This window comes from Kitasatospora sp. NPDC057015, from assembly GCF_042673745.1.
Lineage (GTDB): Bacteria > Actinomycetota > Actinomycetes > Streptomycetales > Streptomycetaceae > Kitasatospora.
On record NZ_JBHUSG010000003.1, the window covers coordinates 323872 to 349976 of the forward strand.

Genomic DNA, 26105 nt, shown 5'->3' on the forward strand with positions numbered 1-26105 from the left:
GCGGAGCGGGGGCCGGATCAGCCGGCGGCGGTGAGGCGGAAGGCCTGGGCGGGCCCGCCGGTGCAGTCCCACTGCTGGAGACGGGCGCCGTCGGCGGTGGACACGTCGGTCACGTCGAGGCACTTGCCGCTGTTGCGGTTGACCAGGGTGTACGAGCCGTTCGCCTGCAGGACGGGCCTGAACTGCTGGTTGGGGCCGCCGCTCCACTGCCAGGTCTGGATCTTCGCGCCGTTGGCCGTGGAGACGTCGGTGACGTCGAGGGCCTGGCCGGCCGTCCGGCGGTTGGTGATGCGGTAGTAGCCGCCGTCGGTGGCGGTGAACTGCCACTGCTGGTTGGCGGCCGCGGTGCAGCTCCACTGCTGGACGGCGCTGCCGTTGACGGTGCCCGCGTCGTCCACGCACTTGGCGGAGTTGCCGTTGGCGAGAGTGTACCAGGCGGCGGTGTTGATCGGGCCGCCCGCGGTCGGGCTGCTGCTCGGGCTCGGGCTGCTGCTCGGGCTGGCGCTCGGGCCCGGGCTGGTGGTGCCGGTGGGTGCGCCGGGCCAGGTGAAGGTGGCGACCGCGCCCGCGGGCAGGTCGTAGGTCAGCGAGCGGCCTTTCTCACTGACGGAGAAGTGCTGAGCGGAGGAGGTGGCGTTGAGGACGACGTCACCGCGCGAGCCGTCGGGGTTGAGGAACGCGACGTTCTGCAGGCCGCCGCCGCCCTGGCTGGTGGAGCCGATCCGGTGCGCACCGGGCTGGGCGAACTTGGCGATGTGGCCGAGCAGGTAGTACTCCGCGTTCTTGGTGTAGCCGCCGTTCGAGATCTCCACCACGCCGTTGCAGTTGGTGGCGCAACCGCCGTACTGCGGGCCGCCGTTGGCGTCCAGTGCGAGGTTCCACAGGACGACGCTCCGGCCGCCGCTGCGCAGGTTGCGGATGACCAGGTTCTCGGTCTGCCACTTGAGGGTGTCGGCGAAGGTGTTGGCCTTGTTCGCCGAGTCGGTGCCGGAGCACTCGGTGAACATGACCGCCTTGCCGGTGCTCGCGACCTGCTGCTCCGCCTCGGGCTGGCCGCCGTAGCAGTGGAACGCCGCACCCTTGAGGCGGCCGACGCCGCTCGCCTGGGAGAGCACCGTGAGCGGGTAGTTCGGGTGGTCCCAGTTGTGGTCGTAGGCGTAGAGCTCGGTGGGCAGGCCGGCCGCGGTCAGCCTGCCGTCCAGGACCTTCACGAAGTCCGCCTGCTGGGTGGCGGTCATCCCCATCGACGGGTAACTCGTCTGGAACTCCGGCTCGTTGGCGACGGTCAGGTCGTTGATCGGCGCGCCCGCGCTCTGGTACGCCTGGATCGCCCGGACGAGGTAGTCCGCGAAGGCCCCGTAGTTCTCCGGTTTGAGGCTGCCGCCGTTGAGCGAGTTGCCGTCCTTCATCCAGGCGGGCGCGGACCAGGGGGTGCCCATGATCCGGATGCCGGGGTTGACGGCCCGCGCCTGGTTGATCGCCGGCAGGATCTCCTGCTGGTCGCGGGCGATGCTGAACGAGCCCGGGGTGTCCTCGTAGGAGTAGAACGGCTGCCTGGCGACGAAGTCGGAGGCGCCCAGCGGCTGGCGCAGGTAGTCCAGGCCGATGCCGCTGCCGGTGTCGAACAGGTCGTGCATCAGGTTGCCGCGAGTGCCGGCGTCCAAGCCCGCGACCAGGTGGGCGGCGGACTCGGTGAACGAGGCTCCGAAGCCGACCAGCGGCTGCTGCACGTCGCCGGCGTCGACCGCGATGTCGGTCGCCTGCGGGGTGGTGGAGGAGAAGGCGGTGTCGCCGACCCGGGCGAGCCTGCTGGACCCGTCGGCGGTGGTGATCCAGACCTGGGCGGTGGTGTCGGCGGCGTGCGCGGTGCTGACGGTGGCGAGGCCGGCGCCGGCGAGGGCGAGGGCCGCCGCGACGGCGGTCAGCCTGTGGCGGGTGGTGCGGGAGCGGTGCGATCCGTCCATGGTGCGGCTCCTGACGGGGTGGGGGCATGGGGACGGGCGCGGCGTGAGGGTGCGCCGGTGGTGGGCGTGAGGGTGGGGGTGCACCGGCGGGCCGGCCGGACCGGCCCGCCGGTGGTTCAGCGCGAGCGGTAGAGCCGGACGTCGGCGAGGCTCCACCAGGCGCCGGCGCTGCCGGTGCCGGTCACTCGCAGGTAGCGGGCGCGGGTGCCGGGAACGTCCACGGCGGTGAGCTGACCGGCGCCCGCCCCGCTGCGCAGCTGGTGCCAGGTGACGCCGTCGTCGCTGCCGGAGAGCTCCCAACCGCGGGCGTAGTCACCCAGGTTGTCGCCGCTGTCGAGCGCCACCTGGTCGAACCGGGTGGTGCGGCCGAGGTCGATCTGGAGGTACTGCCCGGCCTCCTGCGCGTGACCGCTGGACCACCGGGTGGCGGCGTCGCCGTCGACGGCGAGGGCCGCGTCGGCCCCGGCCGGCTGGGCGGTGGCCGTCGCGCCGGTCAGCGGGACCTCGCGCTTCGAGGTCTTCAGGGCGCCGGACTTCGGCCAGCTGAACGTCGCCAGGGCTCCGCCGGGCAGGGTGTACTCGAAGGTCTGCTCGCCGACCGCGACGGCGAAGGTGCGCGGGTTGTCGTTCTCGTTGTGCACCACGAGCGCGGTGGAGCCGTCCGGGTTGCGGAACGCGACATCGGTCAGCTGCCCGTTCCAGCCGGTGGTGCCGAAGTTGGTGCTGGCCACCCGCACCGCGCCGGGCTTCACGAACTTCGAGAGGTGGCCGATGGTGTAGTACTCGGCCTCGGTGGAGACGCTGCCGTCCGCCCCGACGGTCAGCAGGCCGGTGCAGGTGCCGCAGCCGCCGTTGTGCGGTCCGCCGGCGGAGTCGAGGGCGATGTTCCAGTCGGCGACGGACTTGGCCCAGTTGCGGGTGGTGCCCACCGTGATGGTGCGGGCGTGCCAGGTGAGCGTGCCGCGGAAGATCTGCTCGGGGGTGTCGGTGGCGCCGTGGGAGCCGGAGCACTCGGTGAACCAGACGCCCTTGTCGGGGTGGGCGTCGTGCAGGGCGCTCTGGGCGCTCGGGTCACCCGAGTAGCAGTGGTAGGCGGTGCCGGCGACCCACTTCGCGGCGTCGCTGTCCAGGATCTCGTACGGGTAGTCGGTCTCGGGGCTCTCGCCGGGCGGGGTGGTGGCGACGTCGTCGGGGTGGGTGGACCAGTTGTGGTCGTAGGCGAGGATCCTGGTGCGGGGGCTGGCCCTCTTCAGCAGCGGGCCGAGCGCCGCGATGACCTTCGCCTCCTGTCCGGCCGTCAGGTCGGTGCCGGGGTAGCCGCCGGGCTTGCGGTTCTGCGGCTCGTTCTGGACGGTGAGGTAGTCGATCGGCACCCCGGCGGCGGCGTAGGCCTGGACGAACTTCACCAGGTAGCGGGCGTAGGCCTGGTAGACGGCGGGGTCGTCCTTGAGCCGGCCGCCGACCAGCGAGTCGCCGGTCTTCATCCAGGCGGGCGGGCTCCACGGCGTGGCCATCACCGTGAGGTCCGGGTTGAGGCGCCTGGCCTGGCGCAGCAGCGGGAGGATCCGCTGCTCGTCGTGGGCGATCGAGAAGTGGGCGAGCGGGAAGTCGCTCTGCCCGGCCGGGACGTCGTCGTAGGTGTAGTGCTCCGCCTCCGCGGTGAAGTCGGACGATCCGACGGGCTGGCGCAGGAAGCTGACCCCGATGCCCTCGGCGGGGTCGAACAGCTTGCGCATGGCATCGTTGCGGGCCCGTGCGGGCAGGCCGGCGAGCACGGCCGCGGAGGAGTCGGTGAGTGCGGCGCCGAAGCCGTCCATGCTCTGGAAGGTGCGGTCCGGGTCGACCGTGATGGTGGTCTGCGCGGACGCGCCGCTGTGGAAGGCCACCGACTCGCGCCGGTGCAGGAGTTCGGAGCGGTCGGCGGTGGTGACCCAGACGTCGGCGCGGGGGCCGGCCTGGTGTCCGGAGCCGTGGCCGGGTGCTGCGGTGGCGGCCTGGACACCGGTGGAGCAGGCCAGGCTCAGGGCGACGGTGGAGGCGATCGCCGCGCCGAGGGCACGTCTGTTCATGGCTTCCTCGAAGATGGAGTGCCGGATGGGGCGGCCGTTGACGGCCGGGCCGAGGAGCGAGGCTGGGACGAGCCTCATGAAACAGAATGTAACAATTTCCACTGACTCTCTCGGTGGGTCATAGGAAACGGCCTGGCTGTCGTAGTGTCAAGCTCTTGAACGCGGAAGCCAAACGGACGTTGCCCTACCGGCAGCACCCAACGAATGAAACAAAAGGATGTAACATATGGGTAGGCCGAGGTCATCGAAGGTGACCGTGCGGGACATCGCCGCCGCGGCGGGGGTCTCGATCGCCACCGTTTCCCGGGTGATGAACGGCCAGGCGACCGTCAGCGCGGAGACCCGGGAGGCCGTCGAGGGCGCGATGGAGCGCCTCGGCGCCCCCCGGGCCCGCACCCGCACCGCCGGGCGGCCCGGCCGCGACGTGTTCGTGCGCTGCCCGTACCTGCTCACGGACTACTTCGGCATCATCGTCTCCGCGGTCGCCGAGACCCTGGAGCTGCACGGCCGCCAGGTGATCCTCAGCGCCGGGGACTCCGTCCGGGACGCCGAGGTCCTCGGGGGGCTGCCCGATCGCGCCCAGCTCGGGGGCGCGATCCTGATCCTGCCGCCGGAGCCGGCCGGCGACCTGGAGGCCCTCAGCCGCCGGGACTTCCCGTTCGTGGTGATCGACCCGCGGACGCCGCTGCCGCGCGACATCGCCGCCGTCTCCGCCGCGCACTTCGCCGGCGCCCGCAGCGTCACGGCGCACCTGGTGGCCCTCGGACACCGGCGGATCGGGATGATCGGCGGTCCGGAGGACTGGCTCGCCGGCCGCTCACGGCTGGCCGGGCACGCCTCCGCGCTCGCGGAGGTGGGCGTGCTGCCCTCGCCCGAGCTGTACCGCAGCATCGAGCCGACCTCCGACTGGGGCCACGGCGCCGCGGCCCGGCTGCTCGACCTGCCGGACCGGCCCACCGCCCTGGTGGCCTTCAACGACAAGGCCGCGGTCGGCGCCCTGCGAGCGGCGTACGAACGGGGCCTGCGGGTGCCCGAGGACCTGTCGATCGCCGGCTTCGACGACGTCTACCTGAGCAGCAGCACCGTCCCGATGCTCACCACCGTCCGCCAGCCGCTGGGGGAGCTCGGCCGGATGGCCGTCAGCCTGCTGATGCGCCTGATGGAGGGGCACGCGGTCGAGACCCTGCACGTCGAACTCGCCACCGAACTGATCACCCGCGGCTCGACGGGCCCCGTACCGGCGGCCTGACCGTCCGGCGGCCTGACACTCCACCGGCCCGGCGGCTCGGCGGTCGTTCCCGCGCCCCTGCGCCACCGAGGAATCCCGCCGGGCCCCTTGACGGGCGCGGGCCCACCCCTTTCAATCACTACTTGAACGCGACAATGCACCAGTCGGGACGCTGAGTTCACTTGTCGAATCATCAGCCCAGGAGAGCGGCCCCGGCACCCGCGCGCGCCCGGACGGGCCGGGAGGTGCCGGGGCCGCCGCCTCGTCAGTGGCGTCCGGCGGATGCCTGCTCCTGCAGCAGGGCGACGATCTGGTTGACGTCGTCGTTCACGTCGAAGTAGCCCGCGATGTCGGCGGCGGTCGCCCCGTTGACGCCGACGAAGAAGGTGTGGAGGCAGCCGTCACCCGCCTCCAGGTAGCCGGCGACGATCTGCGCGCTGACCGCCACCCGCTGGTTGAGCTCGTCGCCCGCGATCACCGTCCCGGTCTTGGCGAAGACCTTGCCCTTGGCGGGGCAGTCGGTGGTGCAGGACAGCGCCAGCGTGCCGTCCACGCCCAGGATCGGGAGGGAGAGCCGGAAGGCGTCCGCGTCCGGAGTGTGCAGCCAGTACTTGAGCACCTGGTTGAGCCCGGCCGGAGTGGCCCGGTCGACGCCGACGCCGCCCCGGCCGTCCGCGAGCTCGAACTGCGTCGGGTCCACGTCCGCCACGTCGGTCAGGAAGTGCCTGATGATCGGGAAGCCGTCGAAGCAGTCCTTGCTGCCCCGGGTCACGGCCATGTTGCACAGGGCCAGATTGGCGCCGAGGTTGTGGCTGACCTTGAGGATCAGCTTGGCGTACTCGTGGTACGGCGGTGAGACGAAGGCGGCCACCTGGGGATCGCCGCTGTAGGAGGCCGGGAGTTCGCCCTCCGGGTTGGGGCCGGTCGGGGCGGCGGAGACGGTGACCCCGGCCCGGCCGAGGGCCTCGATCAGCGCGGTGCGTCCGAAGGCGTTCGGGTCCTGCACGTGGGAGATCTTGAGCGCGGGCTGGGAGTCCGCGGCGATCGTGCCGGAGAGGGTGATCCGGATGCCGTCGGGGGAGGTCGATACCTGGATGTCGGTCGGACCGCCGGCCGCGACCGTCCTGACGGTGGTGGTGACCTGGTACGGCGCCACCTGCGGGCGCCAGCTCAGCTGGGCCGTCTGCCCCACCGCGGTCGGGGTGCTCAGCAGGTCGATGAGGTTGTCGTTGATGATGAGCGGGACGGGCGTGGGCTCCAGCGGCGGGGGCGTGAACAGCCGCGGGTCGACGACGACGTCGCCGTTCACCTCGGTGATGCCGGCGCCGCGCACCTGCTGGGCGATCTCGTCCAGCCCGGCGAGCGGGTCCTCCGGAGTGAGCGTGGCCCCGGGCAGGTCGTTGGCGTAGGTGTGGTCGATGGTGGTGAAGTCGACCGAGCCGTCGGGCTTGGTGCGACCGCCCATGGTGAGGTCGCCCTGCGCGACGAGTGCCAGATTCCCGTTCAGCGTCGACCCGCTGCGCTGTCCGATCGCGTGGACGGGCGTACTGAACCGGTGGTCGGGCCCGAGGGTGTGCCAGGCGGACGAGATCGTGAGCAGCTTGGCGGTCGACCCCGGGATGAAGAACTGGTCCGGGTACTGCGAGTGGACGACGCGCCCGCTGTCGGGTTCGACCTCCAGCACGCCCCACTGCGCGTGCGCGTAGGCGGGCTTGTCCATGATGGCGGTGATCTCGGGCCCGAGGTCGTCGTGCGGGTGGTTCGCGGGGGCCGCCGCGACCGTGCCGGCCGCGACCATCACCGCTGCGCCGGCCGCGGCCCAGGCCCGCAGCCGGCCACGCGTCTTCGATCTCATTCGTTCGCCGTTCTGGAGTCGGAAGCCGGCTGAGCCCGGCACTCACGGCCGCATCGTAGGTACGCGCCCTCCGGCGCCCCGGCCACCTCGCGGGCGGACCGCCGCGAGAGTCATCCGGTCGGCCGAAGTCGACCGGCGGTCATGGGGTGCGCTCCCGAACGGCCGGGTGGGCCGGGCCCGGCGGGGACGGCTCGGGGCGCCGTCGCCACGGCTCAGCAGGCCCCCAGCGGGCGGGGCGCCGACCCCTGACGTCCGTGGCCGGGTGCGGCCGGGGCGCGGTCGGCGCGGCTCGTCCCGCCGATGGCCCGGCCGCCCGGCGGGACGAGCCGGGCCCGCACCGCCGCGGGCGGGACGGCGGCCTTCGACGAGCCGGCGACGGGCCGGTTGACCCGGCGGAACTCCTCGGCCACCCGCCCGCAGCCGGCGCACTCCTCCAGGTGCCGGGCGAGCTCCCGCCCCCGCCGCCGGCCCGGCCTGCGGGCCGTACCGGTGAGCAGCGACACGAAGTAGTGGCACTCCAGTTCGGTCCCCTCGTCCACGTGCGCGTGCAGGTACGCCTCGCGCAGTCCCGTACGGGCGCGGGCCGCGAGGGAGCGCACCCCGCTCGGCGTGAGACTCATCCGCTGGGCGACGGTGGCGGCCGACTCGCCCTCCACCACGAAGAACCAGAGCAGCACCTGCCACCGCTCGGGCAGCGCCCGGTAGGCCCTGGCGACCAGCGCCGTCTCCTCGGCCGCGAGCAGCGCGCCCTCGGTCTCCGCCTCGTCCGCCAGGCGCTCGGCCCAGATGTGGAAGTCCTCCGCCAGCAGCACGCGGTCCGTGATCTGGGCGCTCCACTCCATGGCGGTCCGGCGGACGCAGGCCATCAGGTAAGGGCGCCAGGCGTGCCGCGGGCCGCGGCCGCGGGCGACGGACAGGTACGTGCTGGCGTAGGCCTCGGCGGCGAGGTCCTGAGCGGTCTGCGGGTCCCGGCAGTAGCGCCGGGCGTAGGCGAGCACCGCGCCGTGGTGGCGGGTGAACACCTCGGCCATCACCTCCCGGATGCGGGAGCCGCCGGTCACGGTGGAGGTGGCGAGTGCCGCCACGAGTTCGGTGTCGCTCAGCGTGCTCAGAGCCGATTCACGGGTGGTGGTCCGAAGGGTCACCTGGATCCTCCTCAGCTATGGCCATCTCACGGTGGGGAGTTCGCGGGCCCGGCCGGCGTGACGACGGCACGTACCGGACCGGAACAGCCCGGGTGAAGGGCGTCGACGGCGCTCTGCTGCCGGGGCCGTCGGGACGGTGTGGCAGGAAGGGGCACAGCACACCAGTCCCACGGGTTTCGGGGCAACCGCTGTCGGGGCGCTCGCGCGCCGGGTGATTCCGGATCCGAATGGGGGGAATCCGTGTGCAGGGCGGCGCGGCGCCGCGCGGAGGGTGCTGCGCCCGCCCCGGGTCGCGGCCGGCGACGCCCGCCGACACCGTGGCGCGACCGCGTCAAGGGCAACAGCCCGTGAATATCAGGGGAGTTCATACGGCAATCGCATGGTTGGACGTCCCTGCGGGGTGACTTCATGACACCGTGCGAGTTCGCCGCGTGCTCCTCGGACCTCAGAACGGTGCGCGGGTGGGCGGTGTGTCCAGCGCGCTGGGCGGTGTGTCCGGCGCGCTGGGCGGTGTGCAGAGCGCGGTGGGCGGTGCGCCGGACGTGCTGCGCCGGACGCGGACGCGCGACAGCAGGGCGAGGGTCCCCGCCGGCCCACGCCCGCGGAAACCCTCGCCCTGCTGTCGCTGTCGTCCCCCGTCACCCGCCACCGGTGTGCGGATGGCCCCCGTCGTGGTCCGTCCCGCTGACGACCACTCCACCGAGCAGGCCGTGCAGCAGGTCCTGCGTGGTGTCGGAGAGCACCACCACCCACCCCTCGCCCACCAGGTACGAACCCCCGTAGGCCTTCGCCTCGGTGGTCCAGGCGTCCTGCGCCCGTGCGGTCGGGAAGGTGGCGATCCAGATCTCCTCCCCGCCCGAGGTGCACAGGCCCTGGCGGAGGTCTGCGGCGTCGGCGGTGATCTCGGCCGTGCAGCCGATCCGCCGGGAGAGTTCCTCCACGGACTCCCGGTCCGGGCGCTGCGCCGCCTGCGAGGACCCGATCAACCCGCCTGCCCCGAAGAGGAGTTCGAGGACTCCGAGGAGGAGCAGGACGAACAGCAGTACCCAGCGCAGGACGGGGCGGCCGGTTCCGGTCGACGCCGGGACGGTGCCCGGGGCGGTCACTCGCCGGTCGCCGGCTTGCCCTGCGGGTTGATGGCCGTCCACAGGTTGCCGGCCATCCCGTTGCCGAGGGCGTCACCGTAGCCCTGGTCGCCCGTGTAGAGGTAGGCGGGCGTGCAGTTGACGCTCAACTGCCAGGTGCCGTCCGGGCGCTGCATCTTGCCGATCAGCTTCGGGTCCACTCCCTTGATCTTCTTGGGGTCCACCGGAGGCGCGGGCGTCCAGGTCTTGAGGCAGTCCCCCTCGCAGTTGGAACGCATCGGCCAGGCGGTGTCCTTGCCGAAGTGGTAGAGGGTCCGGCCGTGCGCGTCGACCATGATCGGGCCGAGCTGGGGGTGGACGAAGACGGAGATCTGCACACCGGCCGGGGGCTGGTCGGACGGCTGCGACGCGGTGGGGGCCGGGGACGCCGGAGCCGCCGGGGATGCGGACGCCGAAGCGCCGGCCGCGGTGGTACCCGCCTTCGTCCCGTCCGGTGCCAGGGCGTACCAGGTGCCGCCCACGCCCTGGCCCTTGGTGTCGCCGGGCGCGGCGTCCTGGGCGTAGCGGTAGGCGGGCCAACCGCCCACCGTCAGCTGGCGCGAGCCGTCGGCCCGGGTGATCTCGCCGAGCTTGGCCGAGTCGACTCCGGTGCCCGCGGAGGTGCTGCCGTCCTTGACCGCCGGGGGCCAGGTGGTGGCGCAGGCGCCGGAGCAGTTGGAGGCCGGCGGCTTGGCGGTGTCCTTGTCGAAGCGGTAGAGGGTGAATCCCTGACCGTCCGTCAGGACCGGCCCCAGCTGGTCGTCCAGTCGGGTGGTGAGCTGCCCGGCGGGCTTGCCGCCGGCGGGCGCCGTCGAGGCCCCGCCGTCGCCGTAGGCACCGTAGGCACCGGCCGGGGACGGCGTCGCACCGGCCAACTGGGTGGGGTCGGACGCCCCGTAGGAGGGACTGGCGCTGCTGTTGGCCGTCCCGAGGGCCGCCATCAGCACGAGGCCGGCCAACAGGAGACAGATCGCCACGAGGCCGTATCGTTTCGTCGTCAAGATCTTCCTTGCCTTTCCATCGGTGGAGCCGGGACTCCGGGGGGAGCGCGGCTCAGGGTCGGGTGATCGGTGGAGCGGGCGGCCGGGAGCGGGCGGCACTCACCGGATGCGCAGTGCCAGCGCGGGGCACCGGTCGACGGCCCGGGCCGCCTGCTGGAGCAGTTGGGGTGGTACCGGCATGACGCCGGCGGAGGGGAAGCCGTCCGCCTCCAGGCTGATGACCTCGGGCAGGACGCTGGTGCAGAGCCCGTGGGCCTCGCAGAGCGTCCAGTCCACGACGATGCTCGCGGCGCTCTCCACGACCGGCATCGGGAGCACGTCCTGTACGGCCCGGCCGCAGCCGTAGCGGTACGAGTGCAGTCGCAGGTCCTCGTCGAAGACCTCCAGGGCCGAGGCCACGAAGCGGGAGGCGGCGTCGGGGTGACTGCACGCACCCCGGCCGGTGACCGCCCGCATCCGGGTCTCGACGACGTCCAGGGCGGCCCGGCCGCCGCCCTTCACCACCTCATCCAGTGCGGTGACCAGGGCGGGCAGTCCGAGGTAGCACGGCCCGCACTGACCGGCCGTCTCGTCCGCCAGCCAGCGGGCGACCCTGAGCACCTCGCCCAGCGGGCAGGTCGTGTCCGGCAGCGGCAGGATCGCTCCGGCGCCCAGCGCACCACCGAGGTTCCGGAGGGACTGGCGGGACACCAGGGCGGTGGCGGCGGCCTCGGACGTCAGCCACTTGCCGTGGTAGCCGCCGACCAGGACGCCCTGCCCGAGGTCCAGATCGAACATCGACAGCAGCTCGCCGAGCGGGACGCCGGAGGGCGTCTCCACCACCTGGGAGCCGGCCAGGGTCACCAGGACCGTCCCCGGTTCCGTCGCGATGCCGATCTCGCGGTAGGGCAGGGCTCCCAGGCGGGCCGCGACCGCGAGTTGAGCGTACGTCTCGGTGTTGGACAGCAGCGTCGGCAGGCCCCCGACCCCGCTCTCGCTGGTCCGCACGCCGCCGCCGCGCGGCAGGGCGATCCCGCTGGTGATGCCGCGGGCCAGCGCACTCCCCTCCCCCGAGACGAACCGTTCGGGCAGCCGGACGACGGAGACCGGCAGCGGCGTGACCCGCCGCTCGGTGAGCGCCCTGCGCAACGACTGCTCGGTGTCGGCCCGGGTGACTCCGAGCACCACCTGGTCGGCGTTCAGCGCGTCGGCGGCCAGCAGTGCGCCGTCCAGCACGAGGTGCGGGGTGCGCAGCAGAAGTGCGGCGTCCTTCAGACAACTCGGTTCTCCTTCCGTGCCGTTGACCACCACCACCGGGCGGCTCCGGCGGCGGGCGGCCGCCTTGACGACGGCCCGGATCTTTCTGGCGAACGGGAATCCGGCCCCGCCCCGGCCGCGCAGGTCGACGTTCTCGGCCAGGTCCGCCAGCTCCTCCGCCGACATCGCCGGCGGCCGGCCGTGCACGACCAGGTGTGCGCGGTGGTCCAGCCGTTCGGCGTGCTCCAGGCCCGCGAACAGGACCGGGCGGCCGAGCCAGGCGATCGGTGCGCCGTTCATCCGTCCTGCCGCCGTGGGCCGGACCCGGCGCCGACCGGCGGCCGGCGGGCCTGCTCGGGCCGGACCGGGGCGGCCGTCCGGCGCAGCGAGCCGCGGTCCTGGACGGCCAGCCGCAGCCCGAGCGCGACGATCACGCCCAGCACGGCCACGCTGTACAGGACGGACACCCAGGGGGCGGGCAGCCGACCCGCGTTGAGTCCGTGGACGAGCGCGCCGCCCCAGGCCGGGTAGGCGCAGATGTGGACGATCCGCCACCTGCGCGCCCCGCCGGTACGGGCCAGCAGCCCGCGAGCCGCCCCGGCGACGGCCACCACCAGCAGCAGGTACCCGGCCAGCGCACCCAGACCCAGGACGACCGGCCGGTCCGGGTCCGTGAACGGTACGAAGGCCGAGACCGCGCCGATCCGGCCCTGGATCAGCTTCATCCACACGTGCAGGACGAGGAAGACCACTCCCCCGACGCTCATCGCCCGGTGGATCGCCTGGGCCGCCAGCCGGTGGACCGGGTACAGCAGCAGCCGGTCGGTCGCCGCGAGCCCCCAGAGGACGGCGGCGGAGAAGGACACCAGGGCGAGCACCCCGGCGGTCGCACCGAGGAACGCCTGCAAGGCCTCGTTGACCACCACGGCCATCAGGCCCAGCCCCACCGCCAGCAGCGGAAGCAGCGACCACGCGGAGGGGGCGGCCCGGCCGGCGGCCTCGGACGGGTCTCCCGCGGACCCGTCCGGCGCCCGCTCGGTGCGGCCGGCCCGGCCCGTTCGCGCCGGCCCCGTACGGGAATGCCAGGATCGGCGTCCTTGCCCTGTCACCATCGCTGAGCCCTCCGGCTCCTTCCCTGCTCCGATCGAATGGGGCACCCCGAACTCCCGGGCGGGCCGCGCGAGGAGGGGCTGCCCGAGCTGCCCGGGCCGACCGGGTGCGGCGCGGCGGCGGCCGGTGGGCGTCATCCGCATCGGCGGCCCTCGTTGATGCAGCTCACCATCTGGTCCAGCAGGTTCCGGTTCATCACGTTGATGAAGTCCCCGTGGTCGGTGATCGGGTTGTGGAGCTGCTCGGGGAAGCTGTCGACGGCGAAGCGCACACCCGACGGCACGTCGTAGGCGACCCGCTCCACCAGCTGGGGGATCACCCGGAAGTTCTTCGGGCAGCTGCCGTCCGCCTTCGAGAAGGCCGTGTGGGTACGGTGGTTGGCGCTGTCGATGTTCTTTCCGTCCCAGCAGTCCGGGAACTTCAGGGTCCGCACGACCCGACTGCCGTTCGGGCAGACCGGGTACTTGTCGGCGAGCTGGCGGTCCTCGAACCCGGTGCAGCTCCACGAGGCGTGGGCGTTGGCCGGCCCGTTGGTGAGGGCCTTGGCGTCGCCGGTGATGATCCGCAGGAAGCGGGTCATCGGCTGGACCTTGTTGCCGGTGGAGGAGCTGTACGTGATCCCGACCTCGGCGGGCTGCAGGATGCGCCCGACGTTGCGGTCCTTCCCGCCGCCCGGTGCCTTGAGATCGCTCTCGTCGGCGCCGTTCAGGAGCCGCAGCACCGGCCAGTAGTAGGCCGACTGGTCCCCGTTGGAGCAGGTGGTGCCGGCGCCGGCGAGCCGGCCGTTGGCGGAGAACGCGTCGGTGATCAGGTTCCCGACGTAGTCGTGCATGTGGTGGGCGCCGTTGCTCACCCCGGGGGCCACGATGACGTTGTCGGGGTTGAGATGCCGGTTCTCGTTGCGTCCGCAGCGCGAGGTGAAGGTGCCGGTGGCCGGCCCGGTGCGGGTGGGCCTGGGCACGTTCGGCGAGACGGACCTGATGTCGACGAATCCGCGCCCGAGACCGGACTTCCCGCCCTTGGGCCCCTTGCTCCGTCCGGCGGCGGCGCTCTGGGGCTCGGGGGCGTACTCCCGGGCGGAGGCGTCGACCACCAGGTCGCGCCGGATCGAGCAGTTCGCCAGTCCGGAGAGGTCCCCGGGCAGGCCGGAGCCGGGCCCCGCACTGTCGGCGAGCTTGCGCAGGGTCGCGGTCCGCTTCTCGGCCAGTGCGCCCATGACGCGGCTCTCGCCGCCACCGGCGCCCGGCTCCGAGAGGCTGCGGTACGCGTCCGCCACCTGGACGTCGAGGTCGGCGAGGTCCCGGTCGACGTCCGCCTGGGCCGCCTCCGGCACCGAGGCCAGACCCGCGCCGACGTCCCCGCAGGCGACCGTGCCCACCTGGGCGGCGGACTGCTGCGACGACCCAGGGCGCTGCCCGGCGAACGCCGCCACGGCGAGCACCGACGCGCCGCTGACCGCCAGTATCCCGGCCAGCAGTACGGCGAGCAGTCGCCGCCTGGCCCCGCCACGTTTGTGAATCCTCATGTTCGCACCCTCGAAACGGGTTCGGGCCTGTCGTACAGGCCGTGGAAAGCCTTGGTGTGCTGCATGTGTCAGCGCCGTGTCGTCGAACCGGAGCTCGGCGAGGCAGTGGCGGCCGGTGGTCCGGTGAGCTCGCCGAACCGCACCAGTCGGGTGTCCTCCAGCACCGACATGTGGTCCAGCACCGTGGAGTTGGCCGTGGTCGCGAGCTCCCGCACCGTGGAGTTCTGGGTGCCGGCCCGCACTTGGGCGACGACCGCGAACACCTGGCCGTGGGCGTTGCGGACGATGTTCGCGAACAACCGGTCGAACTCGGGTCCCTGGGCCTCGTCGAGCTGTTTCAGCCATGCCTTCTGCTGGGCGGAGGGCTCGCCGGGAACGTCCAGCCCCAGGGTCCGGGCCGTCTCCAGCACCGCCCGGTCGAGGTCCGTGTGCCCGTCGATCAGGTGCTGACCGGCGACCATGACCTCGGGAGTGCCCCCCTTGGCGACGGCCATCCGGCCCGCGGGAATCTCCCACAGCCCGGCCAGCCGGACCCGCTTGACGAAGTCCCGGTCCAGCGGCGTCAGCGGCCCGGTGGGCGTCTGCACCGTTCCCGGCGTCTCGTCCGCCCGCGGCTCCCCGCGGTACGAGCCGGCCGAGCGCACGATCGGCACCACCAGAGCCGTCACCGTGGACATCATGGCCACGATCACGAGCAGGGTGGCGAACGACCGCGGAAGGCGACTCGCCTTGGGAATGCCGTAGGCGGCCCTCCCGATTCCCCGCTTCTTCCTCGAAGTTGACATCGGCCTCTCCTGAACACGCCGGGGTGGGCGATCGCACCGGACACCGTCGGAGTCCCGCTCCGCGGCGGCCCGGCCGACGCCGCCCGGTCGACGCGGTGACCGCCTACGGACCGCAGGGGCATCCGTCGGGGCACTCATCGGCGATGGGTGGGATTCCGGTGATCGCGGGGCCCCGGACGAACCCCGTCGACGTCCGCGACGATCAGAGCCGGCGGCGGCTCGCGGAACGCCGTCTCGGACGGCCGGCGGGAGCCCGGACCCCGGACCCGGGGCCGGTCCGCCGGCGCGGGGTGACGGGCTTCGCGGCTGCGGCTGCGGCCGGCTCGGGGGCGACGGCGGTGACGGTCTCGGCGGCGACGACCGCCACGGCGGCGTCGCGGTCGGATGGAGCGGGCGTCCGTCGCGTGCGAGCGTCGGACGGAGAATGCGCTGCCGGTCGACCACTGGGGCAGGGCTGCACCGGAACACCTCCCTCGGAACTGCCGGCCACAGGTGGGCCGGTCACCAAGGGAAGAGGCCCGATCCGAGGTTTCGTCCCGATACTTTGCGAATCCTTTGCCGTTCGGCCCACTCCGGCCCCACGACCACACCCGGCAGTCGAGCCTTATCTGACGATCCGTCATCGCGCCCAAGGGCAGGTGGGGATGGCCGTCGGACCGCCACCGGGGCAGTCCATACCGCACGCGGATCCGCGCCGGGGCGCCGAGCGTCGGCGCACGGTACATTGCCCTACCGGCCGGCCGCGAGGCACCGCGCCGCCCCTGTGTCCCACACCCTCCGGACGCGAGCGAGGCCACGATGCGACTGAACCTCAATCAACTGGCGATCTTCGCGCAGGTCATCGAATGCGGAGGGTTCTCGGCAGCGGGCCAGGTCCTCTTCCTGAGCCAGTCGTCGGTGTCGAAACAGGTGCAGAACCTGGAGATATCCCTCCGGACCCAGCTGGTCGACCGCTCCGGCCCGAAGATCCGCCCCACCCTGGCCGGCGAGGTCCTGCTGGCCCAGAGCAAGGAGGTGCTCGCGCTGGCCGACCAGGCCGTGGAGGCCGTCAGGACGGCGGCGCTGCTGCGCCAGGAGCCCCTGGTGATCGGCAGCACCGGCACCATCAGCGGACACCTCCTGCCGACGGTCCTGCGGGAGCTGCGGCGCCGGGACCCGGCTGCGCAGTTCAGGATCTCCACCGGTACCGCCGACCAGCTCGCCGAGGCACTGGAGGACGGCCGCACCGGCGTGGCACTGAGCGGAGGCCCCCTTCCTCCCGGCCGGCACCGCTCCGAACGGATCGCCGACGAGGACATGCTGCTGGTCTGCCCGCCCGGGCATCCCCTGGCCGGCCGGGCGATCACCCCCGCCGAACTGGCGGGCGAGACCTTCCTGTTGCGCGAGTGCGGATCGCGGACGCGCCAGCAGCTGACCGACCTCCTGCACGGCTGGGAGCTGACCGGCGCCGAGACCATCGACCTCTGGGGCACGGAGGGCGTCAAGGAGGCGGTACGGATCGGCCTGGGGGTGGGGCTGCTGCCGCGCCGGTCCGTCCGGCTCGAACTCCGGCACGGCGTACTGGCCGAGCTGGCGGTCCACCCCGCACCCGAACGCCGGGAGGTGAGGGTCAGTTGGACCCTGGCGCGCCCACTGACGCCCTCCGAGCAACTGCTGCTCCCCCTCGTGCGGGAGGTCGCCCGGGCAGCCACGGGGACGTGACGGCCGGCGCCGCTGCGACGGCCGCCGGAGGGCGCGGCGGACCGGAGGCGAGGCGGAGCGGGCGCGGCCGACCGGCCGCTCCGCCGCTCACCGGACTTCCTTTACCGGCATCTGAACCAATCCCGCGGCGCACTCGTGCATGATGGGCGCCGTCATCAGCCCCGCCGCCGGGCCGAGCGCGGTACCGGCAGCAAGCTCTGGGAGTCCGCCATGCGCAGTCGACGCACCCGTGTCCGCACCCTGGCCCGCGCCGCCACGACCACCGGCATCGCCGCCGGGGTCGTCGTGCTGGCCGCCGGCGCGGCGTTCGCCCACATCGAGGTCGAAGCGGAGAACGCCCGGGCCCTGGCCACCGACGCCACGATCACCTTCACCGCGGAGGCCGAGTCGACCAGTGCCGGCCTCGCCCGGTTCCAGGTCGTCCTGCCCGCCGGCATCACCCCGGCGGACGTCAAGCTCGTGAGCGGCCCCGGTGGCTGGACCCTGGAGGCCACCGCCGACGGCTACACCGTCGGCGGTGCGGCACTCGCCCCCGGCGCGGACGCCGTCTACAAGATCTCGGTCCGGCAGCTGCCCGACGCGAAGGAACTCAGCTTCAAGACCCTGGAGACCTACAGCGACGGCCGCGTCGACCGCTGGATCGAGTTGCCGAAGGGCACCACCGAACCCGAACACCCCGCACCCACCCTCAAGCTCGCGGCGGCCGCACCCGGCGCCACCGCCGCCGCCCCGGCCACCCCGGCCACCTCGACCGGCCCGAGTGCGACGCCGACGACGGCGGCCAGCCCCTCCCCCACGGCCACGACCTCCGGCCCGGCCGGCTCGCCGAGCGTGACGGCAGCCGCCGCATCCGGCCCGAGCCCGGTGGCCTCGACGAACAGCGGCAAGAGCTCCTCCCCGGCCGCGGCCATCGCCATCGCGGTCGGTGCGACCGCCGTCCTCGCCGGCGCCGGCACCTGGTGGTGGCGCCGCCGCGGCCAGAACTCCGGACGCTGACCGACTCGCGCCCGGGACGCTCCCGGCCCGAGCAGGGCGCTGTCCGCGAGACCGCGGGGAAACGGAACGGGCCGTCACCGAGTGCAGGTGACGGCCCGTTTCAGCTGGATGGTCATGCGGCGAGGCTGGTCAGGGCCCGGCGGGCGCGCAGACTGGCGCGCTCGGCGCGGTTCTTGAGCCGGATCGCGCGCGCGAGGCGGTATTCCCTGGCCTCCCGCAGGCGCTCGTCCATCGTCGCTCGCAGCTCTTCGATCTGGTAGGTCATGGTGTTCTCCCCCGTGGTGACGGATGGTCCGCGGCATCCCGGTGATGCCGGCCCCGGAGGCCCCCTCTGTTTAGAATTCTACACCAGGATGCGCCCAGTGGCTTCCATTTATCGCTCACCCCATGCGATCTCCTGTTATTCGAAGGCCCTGTGCCGGCTTGGCCCTGATGAGGCGCCTGCGGCCGACCGCGCCTCGCGGGCGGCCGGCACCGGCCGCCCGTACGACTCCACCGGGACACCCGGACCCGTCCGCGGTCCCGTCACCCCCCGATAATCGGCCCGGCCGCCCGCCGCGTACCGCAGACTCGGACCGAACACCTTTCACACGTGAGGACGAGTCCATGACCGACAGGCCCTTGACGCTGATGGCGGTACACGCACACCCCGACGACGAGGCGACCGGAACGGGGGGTGTCCTCGCCAAGTACGCGGCGGAGGGCATCCGCACGGTCCTCGTCACGTGTACCGACGGCGGTTGCGGCGACGGACCCGGAGGCGTCAAGCCGGGCGAGCCGGGGCACGACCCGGCGGCCGTCGCCGCGATGCGCCGGCAGGAACTCAAGGCGAGCTGCGAGGTGCTGAAGATCAGCCATCTGGAGCTGCTGGAGTACGCCGACTCCGGAATGATGGGCTGGGAGGCCAACGACGCCCCCGGGTCCTTCTGGCGGACGCCCGTGGAGGAGGGCGCCGCCCGCCTGGCCGAGCTCCTGCGGCGGTACCGGCCCGACGTGGTGGTGACCTACGACGAGAACGGGTTCTACGGCCACCCCGACCACATCCAGGCGAACCGCATCACGACGGCGGCGCTGGCGCTGACCGGGCTGACACCGAAGGTGTACTGGACGACGGCCCCGCGCTCGATGATGCAGCGGTTCGGCGAGGTCATGCGCGAGTTCGACACGGAGCAGCGGGAGCCGGATCCGGCGGAGGCGGCCGCGATGGCCGAGATCGGACTGCCCGACGAGGAGATCACCACCTGGGTGGACACCACCGAGTTCGGCGGCCAGAAGTTCGACGCGCTGGCCGCGCACGCCAGCCAGGGCGAGAACATCTTCTTCCTGCGGATGGGCAAGGAGAGGTTCACCGAGCTCATGGGGGTGGAGACCTTCGTACGGGTCCAGGACTCCACCGGCGCCGCCGTCCCGGAGAACGACCTCTTCGCCGGACTGCGCTGATCCGCCTGCGCACCGGGGCGCCGGACTGCCGTCCGCCCGCCCCCCCCGGCGCGGGGCGCGCGGGGGGGGGGGGGCGGGCGGCGCGGTCCGCGGGGCGGGCCCCGCCCGCCCGCCGCCCGCCCCGGGGGGGGGCGGGGGGGGGGCGGGGGCGCGCACGGCGCTGCTCGACGACCCGCGCCCCGGGCCCGCGGCCGGGCGGGGCTCCGGTCGACGACCGGTTCCGGCTGGAAGCGGTGCACCGGGGCGCGGGAGGTCAGCAGGAGACCGCCGGGGGGATCACCGGCGGATCAACGGCCCTGGAGGGACTTGACGTTGTCGCCGAAGGTCCAGCCCTTCGAGCCGTCCCAGTTGATCGACCAGGTCATGAGGCCCTTCAGCTGGCCGCTGAAGGAGTTGTAGGCCTGGCTGACGAGGCTCGGCGCCATGTAGCCGCCGCCCGCGCCGGACTGCGCCGGCAGGCCGGGCACCTGCTTGTCGTAGGGCACCTTGATGGTGGTGCCCTGGATGACCAGACCGTTGTTCAGGCAGGTGGTCTGCGCGGTGAAGCCCTGGACGGTGCCGGCCGAGTAGGAGTCGCCGGAGCAGCCGTACATGCTGCCGTTGTAGTACTGCATGTTCAGCCACCACAGGCGGCCGTTGTCGACGTACTTCTTGATGATCGGCAGGTAGGAGCCCCAGATGGAGCCGTAGGTGACGCTGCCGCCGGTGACGTACGCGGTCTCGGGGGCCATGGTGAGGCCGAAGCCGGCCGGCATCTGGGCGAGGACGCCGTCGATGATCCGGATCAGGTTGGACTGCGAGGCGGACAGCGTGCTGATGGTGCCGCTGCCGGACAGGCCGGTCTCGATGTCGATGTCGATGCCGTCGAAGTTGTACTTCTTGAGGATCGGGACGACGGTCGCCACGAACTTGTCGGCGACGGTGCTGGAGCTCAGGTCGATGCCCGCGGCGGCGCCGCCGATCGACATCAGGAGCGTCGCCCCGGCGGCCTTGGCCTGGCACATCTCGGCGGGGGTCGAGACCTTGACGCCGGCGTCCATGCCGTCCTGCCACAGGACGGTGCCGTCGGAGAGGATCACCGGGAAGGCGGCGTTGATGACGTTGTAGCCGTGCGCGGCGATCCGGCTGTCCGTGATGGGCACCCAGCCCAGGCCGGGGTGGACACCGTTGGAGGCGCCGTCCCAGTTCTCCCAGTAGCCCTGCAGGACCTTGCCCGCGGGCTTGGGCTTGGTGGCGCAGGTCTCGCCACCCGTCGGCGTGGCGGTGGGCGTGACCGTCGGGGTGACGGTCGGGGTGACCGTGGGCGTCACGGTCGGGGTGACGGTCGGGGTCACCGTGGGCGTCACGGTCGGCGTGACGGTGGGCGAGGGGCTGCTGCCGCCGGGGCCGGCGAGCGACACGTCGTCCGCGTAGTACGTGGGCTGCCCGTACCAGCCGTGCAGGTAGACGGTCACCGAGGTGGTGCTCGCCCCGGTGGTGAAGTTCACGCTGAGCTGGCTGTACGCCGCGCTGCTCGGCGTCCAGGTGGACGTGGTGCCGGTGAGGCCGGTGCCGGTGGCGCCCAGGTAGACGTAGCTGCCCTGGACGTAGGCGCTCAGCGTGTACTGGGAGTTGGGCTGCACGCTGACGGTCTGGGTGCACTCGGCGGTGTCCGAGCCGGTCGGCACGGCCTTCAGCGCGGAGGCGCCGGAGTGGACCGGGCTGCTGACGGCCGTGCCGGAGCCTCCGGTACAGGCCCAGCCGGCGAGTCCGCTCTCGAAGCCGGAGTTGGCCACCAGGTTGGTGGTGGCGGCCCCCGCCGTGACGGAGCCGGTCAGGGCGAGGCCGGCGCCGATGACGGCGGCGGCGCTGACCGCGGCGACGGTGCTCCGCAGGGCGGTCGGACCGTGCACGGCGCGGGCGGCCCGGTTCACCTGCGATGCGCGTTCCACGGGCGACTGCTGCGGGCGGTGGGCCCGGATCGGCTCGCCACCGGCCTGGTCGCCTTCGGTGCGGGCGGCATCCGGACGGGGCCGGACCTCGCCCGGCTGGCGCGGAGTACGCGACCTTCGACGGAACATGCTGTGCTCCCTATTCCGCCGAGCGTCATGGACATGACCGACGCGTGGGGGCGTGACGCCCGGCTCTGGGTGAAGTGGGGGGGACATGTGGGGCTGTGCCGAACCGGATCGTAGGAGGGGCGGCAAGGCGCGTCAATAGGTCTGGACCAATTGTCCAGGTGTGGCACCGTCGGACGAGGGTGATCCACGGAACTTCCGCGCACGGAAGCACTGGTGAGCCCCTGTCCGGCGGAACCGGGCACCAGCGCCCGCCCCTCCCCGGACGAGCCCGCCGACGGCGGCGGCCTCGGCCGCCACACCGCCGTCGGCAGACCGGGCCCGCCGTCCCGGTCACGGACCTCGACTCCGGCTCCGACCGGTGCCCGGGTGCCGGGGCCCGCCGGAGTTCGACCTCCTGCGGGCCCCGGTACCCGGAGCTGGACAGCCCGCTCGCCGCGGCCCGGCAGGAGGCCGGCCACCGCGAGCGGCGCAGGGTCAGCCCGCGGAGCCCTTCGCCCGCCGGGCGCGGCGGTCACGGGCGAGGCGCTCGCGGCGCTGTTCGGCGGCGCCCTGCGGGACGAGGGCCGGCACGCGGTGCGGTTGCCCGTCCGCGTCGACGGCGACGAAGACCAGCTGCGCGGTCGCCACCCTCGTCACCGGCCCGGTGAGGTTCCACCGTTCCGCCGTCACCACCACCGAGACGTCCATCGAGCTGCGCCCGGCGTGATCGACGCGGGCGCGGACCGTCAGGAGGTCACCGGCCCGCACCGGCGCGAGGAAGGACATCTCCTCCACCGACACGGTGACCGCAGGTACGCCGGCGTGCCGGCCGGCGGCAGCGGCTGCGGCGTCGTCGATCAGCTTCATCACGACCCCGCCGTGCACCGTCCCGTAGAGGTTGGTGTCGTGCTCGCTCATGATGTGGGCCAGGGTGACCGCGGAGTCCGTCGGGGTCCTGGAGACGGCAGGGGTCGTCGTCACGGGGCCGTCACCCCGCCGGTGGTCGGAGCGCCCGGCCGGAGCCCGGACCGGCCGGAGCCGGTGGACGGGCCGGAGCACGTGGACGGCCCGGAGCCGGTGGATCGGCGGACCGCCGCCCTGCTGCCCACGCCTCGGCGGGTTGCCGCCCCCGGGACACCCGGTCGGTCGGAATGCTTCACGGAACTCTCCTTCGCGAGTTCAGGAGACCCCGGACGCGCGAAGGAGCAGGAGGTGCGCGCATGCGCCCCTCCTCGCCGCCGACCCGCCCGCGGGGTCCGGTGAGACCGCGGACCGCTGCGGTCCGCGGGCAGCGGCAGGTCTTCGGACTCGCGGGCGCGCCCACCCTCGTGAAGGGTGGACCCCTACTGGCCGTCGCTTCCCGGGCCCGACGGGCCCAGTGCGTATGACGGCGGTCGTTCCCGCTCACCGCTGCGGGGCAGTCCCGGATTCCCACCGGGTTCCCTCTTGCGACGCGCCTGCCTGGCGGACAGGGCGAACCAGCTGCGCAGGCCACTCTACGGTCGTCGCCGCAGACCAGAAGCACCGGCCGGCCGCGATACCCACCCGGGGCCGGAGCCGACCGGCACCGGAAGGCGGCGGGGGCGCCCCGCTCCTAGCATGGATCGCAGTGGTTGCGTCGACCGGGGAGAGGTGTCCGGTGAACCAGCAGAGCATGATCGAGACCATCAGATCGGTCTACGCGGCGTTCGGCAGCGGCGACGTGGCGGGAATCCTGGCCAGGCTCGGCGACGACGTCGACTGGGCCTCGGAGACCACGTCCGCGGCTGCACCGTGGTACGGCGTCCGCCATGGCAAGGCCGAGGTCGCCGACTTCTTCGAGCAGTTCGGTTCGACCGTGGCCGTCGAGGAGTTCACGCCGATCTCCTACGCCGCCAACGACACCGACGTCCTGACCGTGGTGCGCATGCGGGCCCGGCACCGGGCCAGCGGAAGACCCCTGCTGATGGACCTTCACCACAGGTTCACGTTCCGCGACGGGAAGATCGTCCACTACCGCGGCACCGAGGACACCGCCCAGACGGAGGCGGCCTTCCGCTCCTGACCGCCCGGGGACCGCGGCACCGCCGGAGCCCCCGACGGCGGGTGAGGCGCCCTCGGCGGACGCCTCACCCGTGTCGTTCACCCCCGCGCGCCCCGACGGATGCCGGGCCGCGCGGCGCCGCCGTCAGCCGACGGGGAGGAGCTTCCAGCGCTGCTGGGCCTTGCCGTTGGCCGGCTGCTGGAACATCTTGGCACCGTTGCTCTTGGACCCACCGCTGTCCGCGAGTTGACCGTCCGAGCGGCTCTCCAGGATGACGCCGCCGGCGTCGGACGGAGCCACCAGCCACTGCTGGCCGGTACCGCCGTCACCGGTCCGGAGGACGAGCTGCGCGCCGGGCACGACCGAACCGTCGGCGACGGCCAGTGCCTTCCCGCTGCCGACCCCGACGACGGTGTGGTAGCCGTCTCCGGAGGACTTCAGGCGCCACTGCTGGTTGGTGCCGCCGTTGGCGCCCCACTGGATGACGGGGGTGCCGTCGGCGGTGCCGAGGCCGGAGGCGTCGAGCAGCTTGCCGCTGTCGGCGTTGACCAGGGTGTACGTCCCGTCCAGGGCGGTCCTGGCGCCCGGTTCGACGGTGAGGTCGGCGAACTGCGCACCGTAGTAGCCGGCGGTGCCGAGTCCGATCTGGCCGGCGCCGTAGTCGCCGCTGCGGGCGGTCCCGACGACCTTCCCGTCGATCTTCGCGGTGATCGCGGTGCCCTCGAAGCTCAGCGCGAGCCGGTGCCAGCTGCCGGTCCCGGGCGCCGGCACGGTGCCTTCGGCGAGGGTGGTGACGGCCCAGTTGCTGTCGGTCCTGGTCAGCGACCAGGCGCCGGCATCGGACAGCCGCAGGTGGTAGGCGTTCAGCCCCTTGTTGTTGCGTCGCTGGGTGCCGGCCCGACCGAGGATCTCCACGGTTCCGGGCTGCTCCAGCAGGGCGTCGGCGCTGACCGTGTAGTCGGACCAGTCGAGGCCGCCCATCAGGGTGTACGGATGGTTGGAGGCCTCGTCGGTCCAGCGGATCGGGGACACCGGGGCCTGCTGGCGCAGGCAGTTCCCGGGCCGCCCGCCGGCGCAGGGCGCGGTCTCGAAGGCACCGTTCATGGTGGAGAAGTACCGCACCTCCTGACCGGTGGCGGTACCGGCGAGACTGCTGGTGAAGGGCAGCGGGAGCAGGGACCGGGCCGGGCCGGACGCCGTGGCCGCGCCCTGGCCACCGGTGGTGGTGACGGTGTAGACGTGGCCGGGCTTGAGCGTCAGTGTGTACGCTCCCGCGTTCGCGGTCAGGTCGGCGCCGCGCACCATGCGGCCGGCGGCGCCCGGCCCGGACAGGTCGGTGGACCACACGTGCAGCGCGCCGCCCGGAAGCCCGCCGGCGACCTTGAGGGTCACGGTCTGTGCGGCGGTGGCGTCCATGGTCTCCAGGACGGTGGACCAGGCCGACTTGTCGGGCGAGCGGTAGCTGACGTGGCTGCCGTTCGCGCGGTTCCCGCCGAGGTAGCCCGAGGAGGTGTCGAGGTACTTCCAGCCGGGCTGGGTGAACTGGGTGGTGTGGGCGGTGGCCCAGGTGCTGCGCCCGACGGTGTACGCGCCGGACCAGGGCTGGTCGGCGACGACCAGGCCCATGGTGTTGTACTGGAGGTTCTGGTAGATCGAGGCGACCAGCGGCCAGTTGAGGAAGCCGGTCATCTTGGCGTCCAGGTAGCCGCGGTTGATGCCGCGGGCGATGGCGGGCGCACCGGCGTTGGCGTCGTCGGAGCCGTTCTCGGCGGCCCAGAGCTGCTTGCCGGTGGCGCGCGCGTCGGCGCTGCTGGCGCAGGTGGTCATCGGCGAGCGGTACTGGCAGGGGTAGTGGGCCCCGACGATGTCCACGGCGTCGGCGAGGGCGCTGTCCTGGCGCATGGCGGTCGCGATGTCCCAGTTGTCGTCCGCGCCCACCACCTTGACGGCGGCGTAGCCCTTGGCGTTGAGGGTGGCGCGCAGGTTCTTGTACCAGGCCGCGTCGAACGAGCGCTCGTTCCAGCCGCCGAGGTAGTCGACGCTCAGGTTGTGCTGCCGGGCGCAGCCGAGCCAGTCCATCAGGTAGTCGATCATGTCCTGGGACCAGAAGTGGCCGTCGCCGATCCAGCCGGGAGCGCCCCAGGCCAGGCCGTACAGTTTGATCGCGGGGTTGCGCTGCCTGGCCTGTTCCATCACCCACCACTCGTACCCTGACTGGCAGTCGACTGCCCCTCGGGTGTGTTCGTGGCTGCTCTCGGCGCCGTCGGTGGAGTTGGTGTCGCCGCCGATCTCCACCTTGAGCAGCTGCAGGGCGGCGCCGCGGCCCGGGGTGAAGAGGGAGTCGAGGATCTGGGCGCGCTGCGGCTCGGGGTAGTCGAGGAGGAGGCGGGTGTTGCCGCCCCCTCCGCTGATCGCGCCGACGCCGTCGAAGGTCCGTCCGGCGCTCTGCCCGTCGACGGTGATCGCCGTGGTGGTGGCGGCCGTGGCGGCGGGAGCCGCGGTGGCCGCCGGCGGGGCGCTCCAGGCGAGGAGCAGCGCGAGGCAGAGGGCCGGCACGGCGAGGCCCGGGGTCCAGCGGGCCGTGCGGCGCGCCCTTGGTGCGGTGTGCATGGTGGGTTCTCCAACCTGGCGGGGGGTGGCCGGTTCCGGTGGAGCGGGCAGGGGCGTCACCCGGATCGGGTGGCGGCGTGACCGGGTGGGCGGAGCGTCAAGGCATGCCGATGGCGGAGCAACTGGCGTGCCCCGCAAGGAGGTAGGGAGTCGGGCAGGAGTGACGTCCCGCCAGGACGATAGGTCGGTCATGTGATCGAGTCAATGCCGAACGACCATTCCATCAATCCGAGACCGCTTTGGCTCATTCGATC

General features: G+C 73.0%; 18 protein-coding genes, 2 pseudogenes and 1 riboswitch. Of the genes and pseudogenes, 5 read left to right on the top strand and 15 right to left on the bottom strand.

Translation table 11 applies throughout. The features are described from left to right. Positions 1 to 17 precede the first annotated feature (17 nt). Both ACFTWP_RS04670 and ACFTWP_RS04675 read right to left on the bottom strand, forming a co-directional pair. The gene (locus tag ACFTWP_RS04670) at positions 18 to 1964 is read right to left on the bottom strand and encodes an RICIN domain-containing protein (RefSeq protein WP_380262647.1); all 1947 of its coding nucleotides are present in this window, start codon (positions 1962 to 1964) and stop codon (positions 18 to 20) included. Between the two features lie 116 nt (positions 1965 to 2080). Next, positions 2081 to 4111 (bottom strand): discoidin domain-containing protein, encoded by a 2031-nt coding sequence (locus tag ACFTWP_RS04675; RefSeq protein ID WP_380262649.1) that lies wholly within the window; start codon positions 4109 to 4111, stop codon positions 2081 to 2083. A 172-nt stretch (positions 4112 to 4283) separates the two neighbouring features. On the opposite strand from ACFTWP_RS04675, the gene ACFTWP_RS04680 reads away from it, so the two are divergent. Continuing rightward, a complete protein-coding gene (locus tag ACFTWP_RS04680; RefSeq protein ID WP_380262651.1) occupies positions 4284 to 5282 on the top strand; it encodes a LacI family DNA-binding transcriptional regulator in 999 nt (332 codons plus the stop codon). A gap of 244 nt (positions 5283 to 5526) precedes the next feature. Here ACFTWP_RS04680 and dacB read toward each other — a convergent pair whose 3' ends face one another. The 8 genes from dacB to ACFTWP_RS04720 form a co-directional block, all read right to left on the bottom strand. Further along, positions 5527 to 7116, bottom strand: a complete 1590-nt coding sequence (gene dacB, locus ACFTWP_RS04685; RefSeq protein ID WP_380262653.1) for a D-alanyl-D-alanine carboxypeptidase/D-alanyl-D-alanine-endopeptidase — start codon at positions 7114 to 7116, stop codon at positions 5527 to 5529. Positions 7117 to 7328: 212 nt separating this feature from the next. Next, the gene (locus ACFTWP_RS04690) at positions 7329 to 8261 is read right to left on the bottom strand and encodes an RNA polymerase sigma factor (protein WP_380262655.1); all 933 of its coding nucleotides are present in this window, start codon (positions 8259 to 8261) and stop codon (positions 7329 to 7331) included. Positions 8262 to 8899: 638 nt separating this feature from the next. Further along, positions 8900 to 9367 carry a hypothetical protein gene (locus ACFTWP_RS04695; protein ID WP_380262657.1) on the bottom strand — a complete coding sequence of 156 codons (468 nt, stop codon included), beginning with the start codon at positions 9365 to 9367 and terminating at the stop codon, positions 8900 to 8902. Then, positions 9364 to 10386 carry an SCO0930 family lipoprotein gene (locus ACFTWP_RS04700; protein ID WP_380262659.1) on the bottom strand — a complete coding sequence of 341 codons (1023 nt, stop codon included), beginning with the start codon at positions 10384 to 10386 and terminating at the stop codon, positions 9364 to 9366. The genes ACFTWP_RS04695 and ACFTWP_RS04700 overlap by 4 nt, the downstream gene beginning before the upstream one ends. 99 nt (positions 10387 to 10485) lie before the next feature. Continuing rightward, positions 10486 to 11922: an NADH-ubiquinone oxidoreductase-F iron-sulfur binding region domain-containing protein gene (locus ACFTWP_RS04705; RefSeq protein WP_380262661.1), complete on the bottom strand. Its 1437-nt coding sequence runs from the start codon at positions 11920 to 11922 to the stop codon at positions 10486 to 10488. Next, entirely contained in the window at positions 11919 to 12569 is a 651-nt protein-coding gene (locus tag ACFTWP_RS04710) for a hypothetical protein (protein ID WP_380262663.1), read from the bottom strand. The genes ACFTWP_RS04705 and ACFTWP_RS04710 overlap by 4 nt, the downstream gene beginning before the upstream one ends. 296 nt (positions 12570 to 12865) lie before the next feature. After that, complete coding sequence (locus tag ACFTWP_RS04715; protein WP_380262665.1) at positions 12866 to 14257, bottom strand: DUF1996 domain-containing protein; 1392 nt, start codon at positions 14255 to 14257, stop codon at positions 12866 to 12868. 68 nt (positions 14258 to 14325) lie between these two features. Then, a complete protein-coding gene (locus ACFTWP_RS04720) occupies positions 14326 to 15042 on the bottom strand; it encodes a DUF4142 domain-containing protein (RefSeq protein ID WP_380262667.1) in 717 nt (238 codons plus the stop codon). A gap of 798 nt (positions 15043 to 15840) precedes the next feature. Here ACFTWP_RS04720 and ACFTWP_RS04725 point away from each other — a divergent pair. Together ACFTWP_RS04725 and ACFTWP_RS04730 are read left to right on the top strand one after the other, a co-directional pair. Continuing rightward, positions 15841 to 16743 carry a LysR family transcriptional regulator gene (locus ACFTWP_RS04725; protein WP_380262669.1) on the top strand — a complete coding sequence of 301 codons (903 nt, stop codon included), beginning with the start codon at positions 15841 to 15843 and terminating at the stop codon, positions 16741 to 16743. A gap of 210 nt (positions 16744 to 16953) precedes the next feature. Then, positions 16954 to 17739, top strand: a complete 786-nt coding sequence (locus ACFTWP_RS04730) for a DUF1775 domain-containing protein (RefSeq protein WP_380262671.1) — start codon at positions 16954 to 16956, stop codon at positions 17737 to 17739. Positions 17740 to 17851: 112 nt separating this feature from the next. On the opposite strand, the gene ACFTWP_RS04735 is transcribed toward ACFTWP_RS04730, so the two are convergent. After that, positions 17852 to 18004: a hypothetical protein gene (locus ACFTWP_RS04735; protein WP_191293363.1), complete on the bottom strand. Its 153-nt coding sequence runs from the start codon at positions 18002 to 18004 to the stop codon at positions 17852 to 17854. 341 nt (positions 18005 to 18345) lie between these two features. Between ACFTWP_RS04735 and ACFTWP_RS04740 the strand changes: the two genes are divergently transcribed. Further along, positions 18346 to 19179 carry a PIG-L family deacetylase gene (locus ACFTWP_RS04740; RefSeq protein ID WP_380262673.1) on the top strand — a complete coding sequence of 278 codons (834 nt, stop codon included), beginning with the start codon at positions 18346 to 18348 and terminating at the stop codon, positions 19177 to 19179. A gap of 287 nt (positions 19180 to 19466) precedes the next feature. Here the strand turns inward: ACFTWP_RS04740 and ACFTWP_RS04745 are convergent. The 3 genes and pseudogenes from ACFTWP_RS04745 to ACFTWP_RS04755 form a co-directional block, all read right to left on the bottom strand. Further along, positions 19467 to 20432 (bottom strand): annotated as a pseudogene (locus tag ACFTWP_RS04745) (chitinase); the annotation flags it as partial. A 189-nt stretch (positions 20433 to 20621) separates the two neighbouring features. Next, positions 20622 to 21326: pseudogene (locus ACFTWP_RS04750) on the bottom strand (carbohydrate binding domain-containing protein); the annotation flags it as partial. A gap of 387 nt (positions 21327 to 21713) precedes the next feature. Then, on the bottom strand, positions 21714 to 22199 hold the full coding sequence (locus tag ACFTWP_RS04755; protein WP_380262675.1) for an acyl-CoA thioesterase: 486 nt from the start codon (positions 22197 to 22199) through the stop codon (positions 21714 to 21716). 315 nt (positions 22200 to 22514) lie between these two features. Continuing rightward, a riboswitch (cobalamin riboswitch) is annotated at positions 22515 to 22666 on the bottom strand. Positions 22667 to 22857: 191 nt separating this feature from the next. Between ACFTWP_RS04755 and ACFTWP_RS04760 the strand changes: the two genes are divergently transcribed. Then, entirely contained in the window at positions 22858 to 23262 is a 405-nt protein-coding gene (locus tag ACFTWP_RS04760) for a nuclear transport factor 2 family protein (RefSeq protein WP_380262677.1), read from the top strand. A 123-nt stretch (positions 23263 to 23385) separates the two neighbouring features. Here ACFTWP_RS04760 and ACFTWP_RS04765 read toward each other — a convergent pair whose 3' ends face one another. Continuing rightward, the gene (locus tag ACFTWP_RS04765) at positions 23386 to 25851 is read right to left on the bottom strand and encodes an RICIN domain-containing protein (RefSeq protein ID WP_380262679.1); all 2466 of its coding nucleotides are present in this window, start codon (positions 25849 to 25851) and stop codon (positions 23386 to 23388) included. Positions 25852 to 26105: the final 254 nt, after the last annotated feature.

Coding starts and splice junctions, on each gene's coding strand:
- ACFTWP_RS04740 (WP_380262673.1), top strand. CDS start 18,346: ATGACCGACAGGCCCTTGACGCTGATGGCGGTACACGCACACCCCGAC.
- ACFTWP_RS04725 (WP_380262669.1), top strand. CDS start 15,841: ATGCGACTGAACCTCAATCAACTGGCGATCTTCGCGCAGGTCATCGAA.
- ACFTWP_RS04730 (WP_380262671.1), top strand. CDS start 16,954: ATGCGCAGTCGACGCACCCGTGTCCGCACCCTGGCCCGCGCCGCCACG.
- ACFTWP_RS04715 (WP_380262665.1), bottom strand. CDS start 14,257: ATGAGGATTCACAAACGTGGCGGGGCCAGGCGGCGACTGCTCGCCGTA.
- dacB (WP_380262653.1), bottom strand. CDS start 7,116: ATGAGATCGAAGACGCGTGGCCGGCTGCGGGCCTGGGCCGCGGCCGGC.
- ACFTWP_RS04720 (WP_380262667.1), bottom strand. CDS start 15,042: ATGTCAACTTCGAGGAAGAAGCGGGGAATCGGGAGGGCCGCCTACGGC.
- ACFTWP_RS04705 (WP_380262661.1), bottom strand. CDS start 11,922: ATGAACGGCGCACCGATCGCCTGGCTCGGCCGCCCGGTCCTGTTCGCG.
- ACFTWP_RS04675 (WP_380262649.1), bottom strand. CDS start 4,111: ATGAGGCTCGTCCCAGCCTCGCTCCTCGGCCCGGCCGTCAACGGCCGC.
- ACFTWP_RS04735 (WP_191293363.1), bottom strand. CDS start 18,004: ATGACCTACCAGATCGAAGAGCTGCGAGCGACGATGGACGAGCGCCTG.
- ACFTWP_RS04670 (WP_380262647.1), bottom strand. CDS start 1,964: ATGGACGGATCGCACCGCTCCCGCACCACCCGCCACAGGCTGACCGCC.
- ACFTWP_RS04765 (WP_380262679.1), bottom strand. CDS start 25,851: ATGCACACCGCACCAAGGGCGCGCCGCACGGCCCGCTGGACCCCGGGC.